At 35.7% G+C, this 16,191-nt stretch carries 14 protein-coding genes and 1 pseudogene; 4 read left to right on the top strand and 11 right to left on the bottom strand.

Annotation, left to right across the window (positions count from 1 at the left end):
- Positions 1-1,844: 1,844 nt before the first annotated feature.
- From ACFINS_RS06880 to parA, 7 genes are all read right to left on the bottom strand, one after another.
- The gene (locus ACFINS_RS06880; protein ID WP_375613558.1) at positions 1,845-2,063 is read right to left on the bottom strand and encodes an EexN family lipoprotein; all 219 of its coding nucleotides are present in this window, start codon (positions 2,061-2,063) and stop codon (positions 1,845-1,847) included.
- A gap of 3 nt (positions 2,064-2,066) precedes the next feature.
- Positions 2,067-2,336: an EexN family lipoprotein gene (locus ACFINS_RS06875; protein WP_375627922.1), complete on the bottom strand. Its 270-nt coding sequence runs from the start codon at positions 2,334-2,336 to the stop codon at positions 2,067-2,069.
- A gap of 44 nt (positions 2,337-2,380) precedes the next feature.
- Positions 2,381-2,593 (bottom strand): EexN family lipoprotein, encoded by a 213-nt coding sequence (locus ACFINS_RS06870; protein ID WP_375621543.1) that lies wholly within the window; start codon positions 2,591-2,593, stop codon positions 2,381-2,383.
- Positions 2,594-2,596: 3 nt separating this feature from the next.
- Positions 2,597-2,863, bottom strand: coding sequence for an EexN family lipoprotein (locus ACFINS_RS06865; RefSeq protein WP_375651217.1), 267 nt, complete (start codon positions 2,861-2,863; stop codon positions 2,597-2,599).
- Positions 2,864-3,052: 189 nt separating this feature from the next.
- A complete protein-coding gene (locus ACFINS_RS06860; RefSeq protein WP_375638604.1) occupies positions 3,053-3,340 on the bottom strand; it encodes an EexN family lipoprotein in 288 nt (95 codons plus the stop codon).
- 1,089 nt (positions 3,341-4,429) lie between these two features.
- Positions 4,430-4,660, bottom strand: coding sequence for a plasmid partition protein ParG (locus ACFINS_RS06855; RefSeq protein WP_375613561.1), 231 nt, complete (start codon positions 4,658-4,660; stop codon positions 4,430-4,432).
- Positions 4,657-5,286 carry a ParA family partition ATPase gene (parA, locus tag ACFINS_RS06850; protein WP_375613562.1) on the bottom strand — a complete coding sequence of 210 codons (630 nt, stop codon included), beginning with the start codon at positions 5,284-5,286 and terminating at the stop codon, positions 4,657-4,659. The genes ACFINS_RS06855 and parA overlap by 4 nt, the downstream gene beginning before the upstream one ends.
- 996 nt (positions 5,287-6,282) lie before the next feature.
- Here parA and ACFINS_RS06845 point away from each other — a divergent pair.
- Positions 6,283-6,612, top strand: a complete 330-nt coding sequence (locus ACFINS_RS06845; protein ID WP_375612199.1) for a TIGR01244 family sulfur transferase — start codon at positions 6,283-6,285, stop codon at positions 6,610-6,612.
- A 2,112-nt stretch (positions 6,613-8,724) separates the two neighbouring features.
- Here ACFINS_RS06845 and ACFINS_RS06840 read toward each other — a convergent pair.
- The gene (locus ACFINS_RS06840; protein ID WP_375706021.1) at positions 8,725-9,726 is read right to left on the bottom strand and encodes a bifunctional riboflavin kinase/FAD synthetase; all 1,002 of its coding nucleotides are present in this window, start codon (positions 9,724-9,726) and stop codon (positions 8,725-8,727) included.
- Positions 9,726-10,571 carry a TIGR01459 family HAD-type hydrolase gene (locus ACFINS_RS06835; RefSeq protein WP_375681978.1) on the bottom strand — a complete coding sequence of 282 codons (846 nt, stop codon included), beginning with the start codon at positions 10,569-10,571 and terminating at the stop codon, positions 9,726-9,728. The genes ACFINS_RS06840 and ACFINS_RS06835 overlap by 1 nt, the downstream gene beginning before the upstream one ends.
- A 1,194-nt stretch (positions 10,572-11,765) precedes the next feature.
- On the opposite strand from ACFINS_RS06835, the gene ACFINS_RS06830 reads away from it, so the two are divergent.
- Positions 11,766-12,125, top strand: a complete 360-nt coding sequence (locus ACFINS_RS06830; protein ID WP_375686163.1) for a helix-turn-helix domain-containing protein — start codon at positions 11,766-11,768, stop codon at positions 12,123-12,125.
- A gap of 1,013 nt (positions 12,126-13,138) precedes the next feature.
- Here the strand turns inward: ACFINS_RS06830 and ACFINS_RS06825 are convergent.
- Positions 13,139-13,267: pseudogene (locus ACFINS_RS06825) on the bottom strand (hypothetical protein); the annotation flags it as partial.
- A 1,149-nt stretch (positions 13,268-14,416) separates the two neighbouring features.
- On the bottom strand, positions 14,417-15,142 hold the full coding sequence (locus ACFINS_RS06820) for a hypothetical protein (protein ID WP_375638527.1): 726 nt from the start codon (positions 15,140-15,142) through the stop codon (positions 14,417-14,419).
- Positions 15,143-15,540: 398 nt separating this feature from the next.
- Between ACFINS_RS06820 and ACFINS_RS06815 the strand changes: the two genes are divergently transcribed.
- On the top strand, positions 15,541-15,864 hold the full coding sequence (locus ACFINS_RS06815) for a TrbC/VirB2 family protein (RefSeq protein WP_375613587.1): 324 nt from the start codon (positions 15,541-15,543) through the stop codon (positions 15,862-15,864).
- The gene (locus ACFINS_RS06810) at positions 15,865-16,173 is read left to right on the top strand and encodes a type IV secretion system protein VirB3 (RefSeq protein ID WP_273723684.1); all 309 of its coding nucleotides are present in this window, start codon (positions 15,865-15,867) and stop codon (positions 16,171-16,173) included.
- The last annotated feature ends 18 nt before the right edge of the window (positions 16,174-16,191 follow it).

Here is a 16,191-nt window from a genome sequence, read left to right as displayed (position 1 = left end):
CGATCTTCTCCTGACTTTCCCCTCATCTGCTTCACTTAAACGAAAGACTCAACAAATAAACCTACGAATATTCATCGTACACTAAAAAATACTTAAACGTTCCAAGAAAACTTATATGTCTTATATTACCGTTATAAATGACAGTGCTTTATAGCATAACAGGATAAAAAAAGTTTCCAGCAACACAAAACTTACAAAATCAATCAATAGTCCTTTTAAAGCTTTCTTTTTTAGGATTCACAATACTCCAACTCCTTAAGCTTTTATAAAAAAAGGAACGATTTTAAGCTTGCCGAATATGTTGTATCAGCATATATTACAGATTGTAACATATTGTTATTCATAAAATCACCTCAAAAAGAACAGAAAGAGGTTTTTATGGCTGATCTCGTAAAAGCCGCTATGCTTTATTCAACCTTGATTATCACCATCAATGCTTTTGTTGTTATTTTAGTTCTCGTAATAGAAATATACTAAGCATACTCTTTTGGCTTTTTATAATCTGTGCAAATGAGCATCTTAATTTCACATAAGAGCAAAGCAAAATTTTAATTCTACAGATAAACCACACACCCAATTTCAAACATCGCTTGCAACTATTTGAGTATAAACTCTGCTTTTTGTATGCATTTTTAACCATCAGTGTCCGTCTTTTCACGCTATCTTGAATCTTAACTTCACTCCCACCTTAAAAAACGAAATTTTCTATCAGATATGATCTGTAAATAATTTGTCTCTTTATTGAGTAAATTTCCCCTTCAGGGCATATCACAATTCTAAAGAATAATATTTCATGAAGCTTATGATAAATCTATTGAACACCATCTTTACCCTTATGAAAGAATAAACCAGCAGCATCACACACTTTTCCAGCCCCAAATGTTGCCAACAAACCTTTAGCACTTGAGATAATTCATAAAAGGCATTTTTACGTCTTTCTTCAACAGTTTTTATCCACACGGCTCTCCCCGCTTGTACCATGCAAGAAGATGGTTTTAATTAATTCAACCGAGAACAGATTTGGAATAAGAGAAGCTTACGTTATTCGAGATCCTTATTCAACATAAAATAATTAAATTATTTTTATAAATCAAAGTGTTATTCAGAAAAACATTCATCACACACTCGAGAACAAAAAACACCTCATACGTAAAGTTTTATATGCGCTCCACCGCTCAACATGATAATATTACAACACAATTAAGATAAAAAAATAACAAGGAAAACCCTTGTAAACTCAGAAAAGAGAGAGGAGAAAAATGAAAAGATGTGGAGAGCGCTCAATTCCTCACACATCCAGCAAAACCGTCCTAGCAAAACTGTCTCACAACTTAACTAATGTTATAATATTCTCAAATCAAAAGAAATTTTTTAAAAATAGTTCGAGAAAAACATTTGAGTATGAAACAATAATAATTCTATTCAGAATGTTTTTCTCTTTATTAAAACAGAGAAAGTAATTTCCAAACAAATGTTTCCTCCTAATTTTTCCGAAATTAGCCGCAACACTTAAAGACGATCTTAGTGTGATGAAACATTTATTTGTGATAAACGCAAAAAAACACCCCAAAGATAGATTTAATCTCATATTTTAAATACATGTAACCAAAACATTAAAAAATTAGCAGTAACACGTAACAACTCATTGGGAGGCAATACTATCTACAATTGAAAGCACTTTTGAGCTGAACAAATGACAGTATAGCATACGTTTACACAAAGAGTACTGATCGTAAACGACTAATTCTTGAAGCCATAAAAAGACTCTCTAAAAGTTAGAGAGAGCCTAAAAACGCAATAGAATCAAGAACTAAAAAATTCCTTATTTATTGAACTGTATGTTTTTAATTAATGCCAAACATAAGTTCCATATATGCTTGTCTGGCATGTTGGCAATTTTTAGATTTCTCCATAGAAGATTGATCCAGCTTTTCACATTTTTTTGCCCACTCTTCGAGTAATGTTTTATCTTTCTTAAATTCCGCTACGCTGTAGTTTTTTTCGCAACCAGCAACGACAAGTCCAGTACAAAGCAGCAATGCTGTAATAATAACTTTATTCATGATTTAATTTCCTTCCTTTTTCTCTTCAGTTTTTTTCTCGTCATCATGTACAAAGCTTGAACCAGGCCAATCTCGGGCATGAACTTCACGATACGCTTTATCTGCGTTTTTACAATTTTGAGAATCTAAATCCTCTGATATCATGCATTTCATTGCCCATTGCTCGAGTAATTTGGGATCCTTCTTAAATTCCGCTACGCTATAAGTTTTTTCACAACCAGAAACGACAAGTCCAGCACAAACCAGCAATGCTGTAATAATGGCTTTATTCATCAATAAATTCCCCTTTTTCAAATTTACAAAGTTTAGGACACAATTTAGGGCCTTAAAAAAAGTTCTACATATGCTTGTCGAAGGTTTTTACAATTTTGAGAGGATTTGAGCGGTGAATCATCGTTCTCACATTTCTTTGCCCATTCCTCGTATAATTTTTCATTTGTTTTAAATTCTTTTACACTATAAGTTTTTTCACAACCAGTAACAGCAAGTCCAGTACAAAGCAGCAATGCTGTAATAATGACTTTATTCATAATTTAATTCCCTTCCTTTTTATCTTCAGTTTTTTCTTGGTCGTCCTTTCCAGAGCCAAAAATTCCCCATTTTTTACGAGTTTCTAATTCAGCTTGTTCTGCGTTTTTACAATTTTTTGAATCAAAACTTCCTGCAATAAAACATTTCTCTAACCACTGATTGAGTAATTTTGGATCTTTCTTAAATTCCGCTACGCTATAAGTTTTTTCACAACCAGCAACGACAAGTCCAGTACAAACCAGCAATGCTGTAATAATGGCTTTATTCATCAATAAAATTCCCCTTTTTTCAAATTTACAAAGTTTAGGACACAATTTAGCACCCGATTAAAATTGTACATTCGGTTCATTGTGCATTTTCAAAAATTTAAAAATCTACTTCTGTACGCGATTTTTCCGAACCTATGATGATAAATCGCGTACAAAGAAAAATACCGCTATCAATATATTTTTTATGATTTAATTGTTGTCCTGCTTTTTTTCAGTTTCATTCCCCTTTTTGCTACTTTCACGAAGTTCCTTTGCAAGATTTCTATAATGCTCTTGAAAAAGTTCCATATCGGCTTGCATGACATTTTGACAATTCTTGGTTTCAAAAGCAGAGGGGCCCATTTTATCGCATTTCTTTCCCCATTCTTGCATCAATTTTTTATCTTTCTTAAACTCTGCTACGCTATAAGTTTTTTCACAACCAGAAACGACAAGTCCTACGCAAAGCAGCAGCACTGTTATAATGATCTTGTTCATGATTTAACCCCTCTCTTTGTTTTATATTTTATTAACAATATCTTTGGATTCACATCCCCTCCTATATTGTGACCTTGCGTCTAATTTTCCTTTGCAAATACGCACATTTTCAACGCAAACATGTTAAATCATGAGAGCCGCTTTCATTTATCAGACTTGCATTTGTAACATTATCTGCACGGCAGCTCTTTGTATTTGAAGTGTTAAAACTTCAGCAAAAATTCTGATATCTTGACATTCTCAAAAAGCTTTTTAATCATTTCTTTTCCTTCAAGAACCTCTTGGTAACGAGAAGCAGCACGATATCTTACCCCAAATTCGTCATGCCTATACCCATTGCAAATTCCCTGCAAACGAAAGAATACAGCTTTTAGTCAACTAATTGCGCTCTTATCATTTCTAAACCACCGGAAAAGAAAGAAAGCTTTAAGTCCCCCTGCACTTTTTAAAAGCCAATAGAAATGCTAAAAAAGCAATCTTATACATTCCAATTGAAGAAAAAAGCCTATTGCCTTGCGTACCATTACAGCTGGCATTAACTATTTAAGACTATAAAATCATATAAATGTAAGAAATATTGTCTATAATATGCTCAATGACTTCTTTTGTTTATTAGGAAAAATTATAGCGCGTCAATATCAGTAAATTTTACTTATTTTTATCCCCCCCTTTATAAACATGAATATAATTTAATAAAACGGATTGCTGAATAACAGAAAAAAATAATCAACGCTACTCTTAATTACATTATTTACGCATGTATTAAGTACAATAAACAAAAAAATAACCTGATGTTTAAAATCATTATCAAGATAATTTTTATGGAAGAATAAACTTATCTACTCATCTAGCGGATAAGATCACAAGTAGTATGATGATTATCACATTTATAGGGAAAAGTTTGAAACGGAGAATTTTTCGCAAACTCATAGCTCTTTCATGCGATGATACAGAACCTTATGAAAAACAACTTGAATGAAGCAACCATCGTGAAAAAAGAAGAGCACTTTTATTATTAACTTCGTATAAAAACAATCGATATCATCTCTAGAAAAAGCACTCAAAGCAATGAAATTATCGTATCATTTTTTACACTTTTCCGTATTTTTGTGAAAGCAATTCGCGGACCTCATCAGCTATTTTAGTTCCACGACTTGCACAACTGACCTTAATCAACCGATGCAAACTTTCTGGTATATCAATCGTGAGGCGTTTCATACCTCCACTCATGCTCCCTTTGTGGCTTCCTATCCATGCATCCGCTGTTAAAGGAATTGATTTATTGGTTGGTTTTGTGCCAATTTTAATTTTTTTACTCATCGTGCTAACTCCTTGATTTCCGCTGCAACCGCTTCAATCTCTGCCGCTGCGGGTCCTTGCTTATCAACTTCATAAACGGCCTTCCCCTGTGCTGCTGCTTCTGCAAAAATCACGCGCTGCGCAACACTAGAAGAAAGAACATGCACAGGGTATATGCCAAGAGCTTCGTTCACATCGCGCCCTATCGCTGTATTGACGATTTTACGATTAATAACAAAAGCAGATTTGAGATTCTCTTTATAAACGCGTGCTTCATCAATCAGCTTTACAATTCCATCCGCTGCCCAAATATCATAGGGACTAGGCAAAACAGGGATAAGCACCAAATCCGAAGCCATAAGAGCACTACGAGCAAGATCCGTCACACGCGGAGGACCATCGATAATAATATGATCATAACCATGACCAATCTGTGTAATCTCTTTGTGAACCGTTGCACGCGGTAAACCAATAACTGAAAACAAAGGAGCATCTTCACGTACAGCAGCCCAATCCAATGCGCTTCCCTGTGGGTCAACATCAATAAGCAATACCCGTGTACCAGTACGTGCAAAACTGGCAGCAAGATTAACACTCAACGTCGTTTTTCCGACACCTCCCTTTTGATTCAAAAGTCCAATGATCATCCATTACGCCTTTCAGTATTATCGTTTTTACGATTATACTGAAAGTAATAAAAGAAACAAGCATCCAATACGTGCAAAATAATCATTTCTCCCATTTTCAGGATAAATAATAATAGCCCGCAATTTTTTATAATATTCTTTAACATGAGCAAAACATTATGAAGATGATATTCTTGAAAATAACAAAATAAATTTAAAAGAGGCATGCTCTTCTCCCCCCCCCACCCTAAAACGAAGATTCTTAAATCCATGTCGATCTGTAAACAATGCGCTGTAAATGATCCAGCTTCTTATTTTGCACTGGCCTTTTGGGATTCTCCCTTCATGCAATCCACTTAATGCAACTCTACAAACAAGCTCCACTCTGAATATACAACAAACTATAAGGAGAATTCATTGTTTTGCACGTTGAATGAGAGAGCCGAAATCAGGAAGATTCTCTCATTTCATGCCTCTTATATTAAATTAATCAAAATCATATCTCTTGTACGTACAATCAGGGCTGGCGTGTGGGTAAAAACTGTACAAGAAAGGATTTAAAATGCTTCTTATGCAGAATCTCAAGTATCAAGAACTATTACAATATTGGGGGTTGGCAAATATAACAATGGTACCGACTTCCTTCTTCATAAGCGTAAAAAGGGTGGTGATCCATGAATTTTATACTCTTTGACGCTCGACAGAGTAAAATGGGCTTAAGAGAAATAAGGGGGCCTCTAGCAAGCGCGTAAACAAGCAACACAATGAAATGTCTATGTTTAGTAAACACTATAGATTATCCACAAAGACCAAACATCCGTCTTTCATAAATCGCATAACGAACATGTTGCGAAGTGAGATATTTTGCATCTTATAGCTCATTTTTCCCAAATAGATTTTCTCGACAAAAAGAATATTTTTGTTAAGATGCCACTGAAAAACTTACCTTCATTATGTTCTTTCTATATACCAGACCAGAGGGTATCGTGAAGATCGTGCAATTGAGAATAAATAAAAATGAATTTACAACAAATTGAACCTGATATTTTTATCAGCGCCCAACTTAGCATAGAAAATATCAAAATATTGGCACAAGCTGGTTTTAAAACAATTATCTGTAACCGCCCCGATCACGAAGAGCTCCATCAACCTGACTTTTCTAGCATTAAAACGGTCGCAAATGAATATGGCATAAAAGCCTATCACATTCCCATTTCTCCTCCAACTATAGAAAAGTCAGCTGTTGAAGCCATGCAAACAATTTTAAAAACAGCCTCTCTGCCTCTTCTTGCCTATTGTCATCACGGATCACGCTCGCTGCATCTTTATCGCTTAGCGCGTCTTTAAACAGAGGGTTCGCACACTTCCTCCTCGCCTTAAAAGACGAAGATTCTTAAATATACATCGATCTGTAAAAAAATAATCAGTCAATAATCTTTGTCTTGCACCTTTCCACTCAGGCTTCACATTTCATAAAACTCTATGAGCAAGCTTTGCTCCTCAATATACAACAAGCATGCACACCCGAAGCCATAAAAATGCATGAAAATTCATATGATGATCAAAGAAAATTATTTTCACCTCACTTTTTATCACTGCTCCACCTTCTTTTTCTCTTCCTTTACCAATACGAGCTCATTCGTACGCCACAGACACCTGAAACGACAGTAAAACCACTAAGAAAACCCATATTCCGAATAAAAGGCATGCAGAGTATTTTATAAAAAAGCCGTAAGCCATAATCTATGATTAACTGCGACATATTGATTTATAACAATTAATTATTTTGCACGTTGAGTGATAAATCCTAATACCGTAAGATTCTCTCAAGTCTATTTATAGTGAATCAATCAAAAGCGTGTTTCTTGCATGTCACAAGCAAGAAATATTCGTGTGAAATAAAACGAGTTAAGAACAAACTCTCATAAACGCTCTCAAATAGCTAAGACTGTACAACACTAAAGGCTTGTCAATATAACGGATGGTGTCGGATTGCTCTTTTATTAGGCATAAAGATGATAGCGCTCAACGGAGCTTTCAAGATACCATTCATGAGAGCCATCATGAAAATGAATATGAGAAGCGTTGAGAGATATTTCTTTAAAAGAAGTGCATAAATTAGCAAAACAAGGATATTCCAGCATTTTATTTTACCTGTAGGGCGTGATATCCTATTCAAAGAACAACAAAAGCCTGAAGCTGTTATTTTCATGATTTAAGAGATATTGCTCTGGACCCTTTTGAAAGTGGCAAACCCGAATGTAAAAAAGACTGTCATCTGGACTGATTTTCCCCTTTATAACTTCATATTTTTCCCCAATAAGGCTGTAAACCGGTTTCAGAGATTACGCAAATGGATAATGCAATAGGGCTCTCCCCATCTGGTATACAAAAGCTGTAACAGCAGAGAGAGCACTAAAGCGTTTTAATCTTTGTCTCAAACATACTGCTCGCGTTGAGGAACACTAAAGAAAAAGTTTTATAAGAAAAACAATACGATACAGTCACGAATAGACCGAACATAGATTGGAAAGATGTTCTAACTTTTATCCAATATTTCTATCAAAAAACAACAAAACATTATTGGCTTTGTATTTTCATATCCTTACAAGACTGTCTTTCCTTTTCATTATGGGCGTTACATTTGTGAAAGACAAAGGAAATATATGGATAGTTTTTAACTTGAAAATCTGAAAGATTGACGTGTTACGACAACAAAATTGTGCCTTTATCCATCAAAAGCATTAGAAATTTTGAAACAATACACCTGCTTTCTCGCAATGATTTCTTTTATCTACAATCAATCGCAGTCTCCTTAATATGCATTCCCCATCACAATATACAAGAGAAACGAAACTTAAAGCATTTTCCAGCAGCTTCATTCTCGTTTACGTGATTGGTCAGCACGAAAACTGCTGCTGACCACTAATCTTCTTCACAAGACTCGACAAACAAAACTTTTTTAAAAATATTCATTACATAATACAAAATATCACATGCGTAAGGTTACACGAACCAACTCTCATCATAAACGATGATACAGCATAAATGACATAATAAGCCAAATTAGAAAAAAGAAACAATAAACTTTTAAATAAAAAAAGTCATCAATTAAATTTTATCAAACTATAAGCTTAAGATCGCAAGAAATTTTAAAAACAGCCTTTCTCCTTCTTCACGTCTATTAGTGCTAAATAGGCTGGTTGCTTATTCTTTACTGCATCTTTTATGATAAGTTTTAACGGATCAGAAAGAAACAAGCAGTAAAGTTTTGAATGACAACAAAAACCATAACGTTAACTTTGAAAAAAATGATGCCAAAATCAGATCTTCAGATATTCGATTCTCCCTCTCAACAACGGAAAAAACATATATTCCACGATGTTTTGGAATATATCTTTGTGATTATAATCACTTTAAGTGCTATTTTTACGGCTCTTCTCTCTTTTTCAGATCAGTTTAGGACATATTTTTAAAAGTAAGCAGCCTATCCAACGTTGATAATGGTTGTACTGTCTTTAAAATTTCTTTTGCTTTTTTTTCATCACGATGCATTTGCGCAATCAAAGGTTCAAGCCCATCAAATTTTTCTTGTCCTCGCAAAAACTGGAAAAAAGAAACGGTACAGCTTTCCCCATAAAGGTCGTCGTTAAAGTCAAACAAATAGGTTTCCAAAAGGGGCGCCCCATCCTTAACAACCGTTGGACGACAACCAAAGCTTGCAACACCATCATACAAAACACCGTTCGCACGACGCAAACGTACCGCATAAACACCATGAGCCAAACGAACTTGGGGAGGCAACATTTGATTAGCGGTAGGAAATCCCAAAAGACGTCCAAGTTTTTCACCTTGAATAATATTGGAGCGTATCCGATAGTGATACCCTAACAAATGGGCTGCTTTGCCCACTTCCCCTTGTGAGAGAAGTTGCCGAATAAAACTCGAGGAAATGATCAAAGATTGTGACTCTTGAGGACGAGCAACGCAAGGAACTTGCACAACCTCAAATCCATATTTCTCTCCTCTTTGGCAAAGAAGATGTACATTTCCACTTTTCTGATGACCAAATTGAAAATTTTCGCCTGTCACCACAACTGAAACATCAAAAACTTCCTTTAAAAACGACTTAATAAATTCGTCCGCTGAAAGAGCGGCAAACTGTGCATCAAAGGGCTGTTCAATCACGCCGTCAAAACCAAGGGTTTTAAAAATTTCAGCTTTTTCAGCTGCCTCTGTCAAACGATAGACAGGAGCTGAATGTTGAAAAAAACTTCTTGGATGGGGTTCAAAAGTTAAAACAACAGCTGGTTTCTTTTTTATACGCGCGAAATCAAGTGCTTTTTGCAACACCACCTGATGCCCACAATGAACACCATCAAAATTTCCAAGTGCCAACACTGCTCCCCGCCAAGCCGAGGGAAACATATGAATTCCCTGAAGACGCAAAAAATTAGTCATTACTGAAGTGCCCACATGATTGCTTGTGGTTTATAACCATGATGTTCAAGAAAAGAATGCAAAGCTTGCTTATCAACCACACCCTTTTGCGTATAATCATAATGATGAATCCCCCCCATAATATAAAGGGCATCAAGACCAAAATGAGCCGCCCCCTTAATATCCGTTAAAAGACCATCACCAATAGCTAAAACTTGACTTTTTTCTACTGTTCCCCGTATTTTTTGAAGTTTTTCAAAGGCACATTCATAAATAGGCGCGTGAGGTTTTCCAGCAATGCGCACTTCCCCCCCTAATTGTTGATAAAGACGAGCCAATGCACCAGCGCACCAAAATTCTTTATTTCCATAATGGACAATCACATCTGGGTTCGCACAAATAAAAGGTAAATTCCGCGACCGCATACGACGAAACATCTCCTCATAAGCAGAGGGTTCTTCGTCAAAATCTTCAAGAAAACCGCTACAGACGACAACAGAAGCCTCCCATTCTTCAACAAATTCACACTCTAACCCTTCAAACAGCACCAAATCACGTTGTGAACCAATGAAAAAAACTTTACGTGGAGCAGTCTGAATGAGATCGCGCGTTACATCCCCTGAAGTGATAATGGCATCATAATAGTCGCTATGAACATTCATGCTTTGTAATTGAGCAGCAACATCTTCCTGTAGCCGAGGAGAATTGGTTAATAAAATGACAGTTTTTCCCATTTGTCGGATTTTATACAACGCCTTCAACGCTGGTTCAAATGCATGTACACCGTTATGCACAACACCCCACACATCACAAAAAATAGCATCATAATGCGCTATAATAGTCTCAATATGGGTAAGTTCATTCATGGAGCACCTATCTCTATTTGTCATTTAAAGCTGTCTTTTACTTCAAAACTACTTACCGAAAGATAATACTTGTGTCATCTGCTTTCTCAAACCATATCCCAACTTTTTATCGTCTATAGAGATCATAAGAAATAATAAAATAACTAAGTTATCATTAAGTTGTGCAAAATTCTAAAATGCTTGATAGCAAAAGCTTATCATTCCCCAATGCTATTTTTCTCATAAAAATTTTAATTCTAACAACAACGACGTTGATAGAGTTTTTTATCTAAAATACTCAAATTCTTCACTGAGAAAATAAACGTATCCCCCTCTTAAAAATATGCATCATGAGAAAGCCCAATATATTTTCTCATTTCAAATTTGTTTATATTGAATCAATCAAAACCTATTCGCTTACATATTATAAGCAGAGAGCGTACAGATAAAAACACGTGAAGAAAGAAAAAATAGCTCTTAGGCTCCCTTTCAAAGGCAAAAACTGTCGTAATATTTTGAACTGGCAGAGAGTATGTGTCGTCCGAGCATCTTTTTTTCAGTAAAGATAGCAATATAGCTTTTATCCCATTCATAGAGGCTTTTACGCTATATACTTTACGAAGCACCATTGTAAAATAGGCGCTAACATTGAGAAATATCTTCTAAAACAAACATGTGAATATACAACAATAAGATCTATAATGTTTTGAGTTTATTTTGCATGAGGGCTCTTTACTCATAAAAGCTTTCCCCTATCATCATGATATCTCAGACGCATCAAAACAAATCATTTTGATTATTGGTTAAGGACAGCACCGTAAGCGGTAACTTGAGCTTAAAAACCAAGGTTTACCTTCGTAAAATGCATATCTGATGTCATGAGTTGAGTAAGCAAACCTTAAAACTTTGAAAGGCAAACAACCTCCTATTTAAAAAAATCTATCCGTCTCAAGAAAAACTATTTTTATTGCCAATCTCCTAAAATTACTTTATGAATCGAAAAATGTTTTGATCGCATACGCAACGATCAAAAGGGGTCTTGAAAACCCGAAACCCTAGCGTAAAAATAAACCCACTATGTGGGTATCCCGGAATTCCGGGAGATTTTGCTATGTCCAGGTGCTCCAAGCACTAAAAGCAAAATGCTGACTAGGGTTCAGTGTTTTCAAGCTCCCGGAATACCAATGCGAGGGCGCTCGCACCTGGAGGAGGAAAATGCAAGCTCAAAATCTTAATATTGATCTTTTTGTAGGCAAAAAAATTCGCTTTAGGCGAAAAGTGCTAAAAATGTCTCAAAAAACATTAGGGCATCATTTAGGTGTCACTTTTCAACAAATCCAAAAGTATGAAAAAGGCTTAAATCGCGTGAGCGCAGAACGTTTAAAGGAAATTTCCGATATTTTGAATGTTCCACTTGCCTTTTTTTACACTGATATCATCAAAAAAGACAACGCCCCGTACCATTATGATGAAATCGCCTCGAGCAAAGAGGAATATTTGCTTTTAAAAAGTTTTAGAGTCCTCACATCTGTCAAGCAGAAAGCGATTTTAAACTTAATTTGTGATCAAAATTAAAACGCTTTAAAAGCATAGCTATAAAGTGCTACACACCCTATTCTTGTCTTTCTCCCCACACCCCAAAAGGATGCCCCCCTCCTCAAACCGGTTGATAAACGATCCGCCTTTTCAAAAATAGCTCCTTCTCAGCTTCCCATTTCATATGGTTCCTTTCACAAAATTATATAAACAAGCCCTCCCTTGAATATTCATCACACTCTCTTATCAAAACACCCCATGTATAAAGTTTTATGTCTTATATCACCACACCCGCAAACAATAGCGTTTTACAGCACAACAGAATAAGTATTTATCTGTATTTAAAGAGTGTCCCCCTTTTCGCTATGGACGCTCTATTTATTTTAAATGATGTACATTTAATATACCTGCTATTAAAGACTTAGTATCTGTTATAAAGTCTTAAAGGCATATTTTCCCTCTAAAATCTCAATGCTACACCAACTCTATCATAAGGCAACACATTGATTTATAAAGATAATTTATTATTTTACATGTTGAATGAGAATCCAGAATATCGTAAGATTCTTTCATTTCAGACTTGTTCCATGTTGAATCAACCAAAACTATATCTCTTGCAGGTTACAAGTGGGAAGAGGCGTATGGATAAAAACTATTAAGTAAGAATTAAAAATGCCTCAAACGAACCGTCTCAATTACCAAGAGCTGTAAGCAACACCCACAAGCTGACAAACTGTGTGATGGTGCAAGGCTTACTCCGTTATGAAGCGTAAAGATGGGGGCTCAATGGATTTACCCTTATACCCTTTACGAACAGCGTCGCAAAATAGGCTTGAATACCTTGAGAGATATTTCTATAAGACAATGCTATCCTGTTTTCTCATGATCATAATCCTCAATCTAACAAAGATGAAACAAACAATAGGATTGCGAATATGATTTGGGGAGCTCATCTGAAAGATAAAAAATGATAAAAAATCCGCTATAACAATTGAAGAAGCGAGCATTCGTTGAGCCGTAACTTCTTTATTTTAGAATTTTTATATCACACTTTACTGTTGAGATGCATGACCACGGTCTGTAACATCAAGCTTTGGCGAGAAAAACATTTCAGTATCTGCTTGTAAAACATTTTGACAGTTTTTAGATTCCTTAACAGCTTGTCCTGAAAGAGAACACTTCGTTCCCCATTCTTCTCTTAATTTTGCATCTTTTTTTAAATCTTCTACGCTATAGGTTTTTCACACCCCACGACGAATAATAGAGTCATGCATAATAAATAATTTTTTTCATTTTACTCCTCTTTAAATACCTTATCTGTTAATATCATCCCCCCAAATGAGGGTTGAATTTTCACACTGTATGAGAATACAGCCTCACTATCACTTGCTTGCTTTTAAAGTGAATACTCTGAGTAAAATAACGCAAGAAGAGCTCACAATAGCCATCGTATGAGTTTGTCATAAAATACAATGAGAAGGGAAAGAGCCCAAACTGAATACAAATGATGAAATCAGAAGACGCATTAATGCTTTTGTCCAACTGATTTCAAATAGTTACATTGCAATAGGCATCGCCCCTAACCCTATAGAAAGCCTATGAGCATTATAATACTTAAGTCTCACGATCAATGGACTATGCAGCCATAACAAAAAAGTATGAACTCTTTTTACCTATTTGTATGTTGATTATTGTTCCTCCATCGAGGCCTAAATAGAAACGTTTTGTGATATATAGAAAACAATCAGCAATGCAAATCATTTTACGAAGATTTCTTCGTGTAGAGTCTATTTGAAATCCATCCATCATTTGGAAATCTGAATTTAAAAGCAGATAATTATGAAAGCTTTTCAAGGAATGCAACAGATTGATCACTTTTAAAGAAGTAAAAAACGTGATCCAATCCTGAAGACAAAAATTCTGATGAAAAAACTTTTGCTATGAATTCTTTTAAGGCATTGTGAAAGATTTTATCCGTTATATCAAACGTTACACCATTTTGGGGTCTGTTTATTTTTTACTTTTATCAACACCGCTCTAGAAATCCGTTTCTTGAGCGTTTTTTATCGCCTCACTTTCTCCTTCAAACACAAATACTCAAAAATGCTTTGCCACCAACAATGACATTTTCCTGCTTTTATAAAACACATAAGTAAAAATAGAGAAGCGATTTTGAAAGCAACCCTCCCTTGAAAAGGGAAGTACCATCCATTTACTTCCTAAACGAAAATAATCTCACCGTTTATTCAAATTTGCTCTACGATTTGGTACAATTTTATTGATAAAGTTTTCTCTATAAAAATTTAAGTAAATATGTTCGTTAAAACCAATCATGGACTAGCAAAGGGGTTATAGGATCCATTATCTCGCCGCCATTTTAAAGGTTCAGTGAAATCACTCGACCAAAGACCAATCTTGTTGCCACGTGCTTTTTCTTCCGCATGATGATACTGGGCTGGAATAGGATTTTTCCCCTCTTTTGAGAGTACCAACATACCTTCTTTAAGACCTTCCTCAGCTAAATCAACCCCTTGAACAAAACATTGCGCATAATAAACACCATTGTGCATCAAAGCCTGTTTACAGGATAAATCCTGCCCAAGTGTTTTGGTGACAAGCCAAGCCGTTGTAACCGCACCACAGGGCCATTCTTGATCATTTAATCTTGCTTTTTGACGGGGTGCACATGTGTCCACACCATAAAGATGAATATCACGGGAGATATGTGAGCGCCAAGATTGTGCAGCAGGCGTCAGTAATTTAAATGTAACCCCACTTGTAACAGAAGCCTTACCATGAAAAACAACAGCATTATTTGCAACATCATTTAATGAAACACTCTTCTGCAAATCGAGAGCTGGTTCATTTTTTTCTAATTGCTGTTTGGTGATAGATCTACCCAACTTTTTTTCTTCTCGATAGAGATCGACAATATCTTGGATATCTTGCGTCTCAAATGTTTTAAGAATGCTGAAATCCATTTTATCTTTATATTGGCTTAATCCCCACACCGTAGCCCCCATAATGTAAATAATAACAATCAATTTAAATAGCATCTCTTAACACGCTCGCTCAAAAAATTCGTTTTTTTCCTATCATGTCAGATTATTGATCAGCAATCCCCTTGTTTTTAAAGAAAAAATCCAAATATAAGTGTTGCAGATTAACTACATTTTGTAAAGAATGATATTCTTTCTTTCATTATTTTAATATTGTTATTTTTACCAATATACACAACTTAAAATTGCCATTTTCATGTAACACAATCTCAATTTGAAAAGACTTCTGTCTCTTTACGAAGAAGAGCTTGAGAGTGAACAGATCCGCGATCAAGGCTTTTAAAACAAACAAACGAGAAGAATTAAACTGTCATCAAATGACAGCACTTTCCAGTTTGTTAGAGGCAATGGAATGTCGACATATGAACAAATATTATTTGTTAAAGAGAGGTAAAATGACAGATAATAGATTCCAAAACATCATTTTTATCGTGACCATGCTGCTTTTTACGGCAGTTTTTGTATCTGATTTTTCTTATGCTGCTTCTTCTACTACTGGTGGAGGTGGTCTGGGAAATCTTGATGGTGTTTTAGGCAACATTGTCACAATGATGACGGGTCCAACGGCAAAGCTTATTGCTATTATATGTGTTGCTGCTGTGGGGATTGGCTGGATGTACGGCTTTATTGATTTACGCAAAGCAGCTTACTGTGTTCTGGGGATTGCTATTGTTTTTGGTGCCCCTGCTCTTGTCGGTAAATTAGCGGGCACAACATAAATGAACGAAGATACTCTTTTCCTTGCCTGTACGCGCCCAGCCATGTTTGCTGGTGTTACAATGGAAGCCATGGCGCTCAATGTCATGGCGACATCCATTCTTTTCATTTTGACCAGTGATTTTACCATGTTTGGTCTTGGGATTGGGATACACTTTATTTTGCGAGAAGTGACAAAGTACGATCACAACCAATTTCGCGTATTATTTGCATGGCTCAATACCCGAGGAAAACAAAAAAACCTCAACCGATGGGGAGGAGGTTCAACCTCCCCTTTACGCCTTATCCGCACTTATAAGGAACTAAGCTGAAGGAACGAAATTGGTGAA

Origin of the sequence: Bartonella sp. AA2SXKL (assembly GCF_042197205.1) — a bacterium.
GTDB lineage: Bacteria > Pseudomonadota > Alphaproteobacteria > Rhizobiales > Rhizobiaceae > Bartonella.
This window is presented reverse-complemented; position numbering and strand designations above follow the sequence as displayed.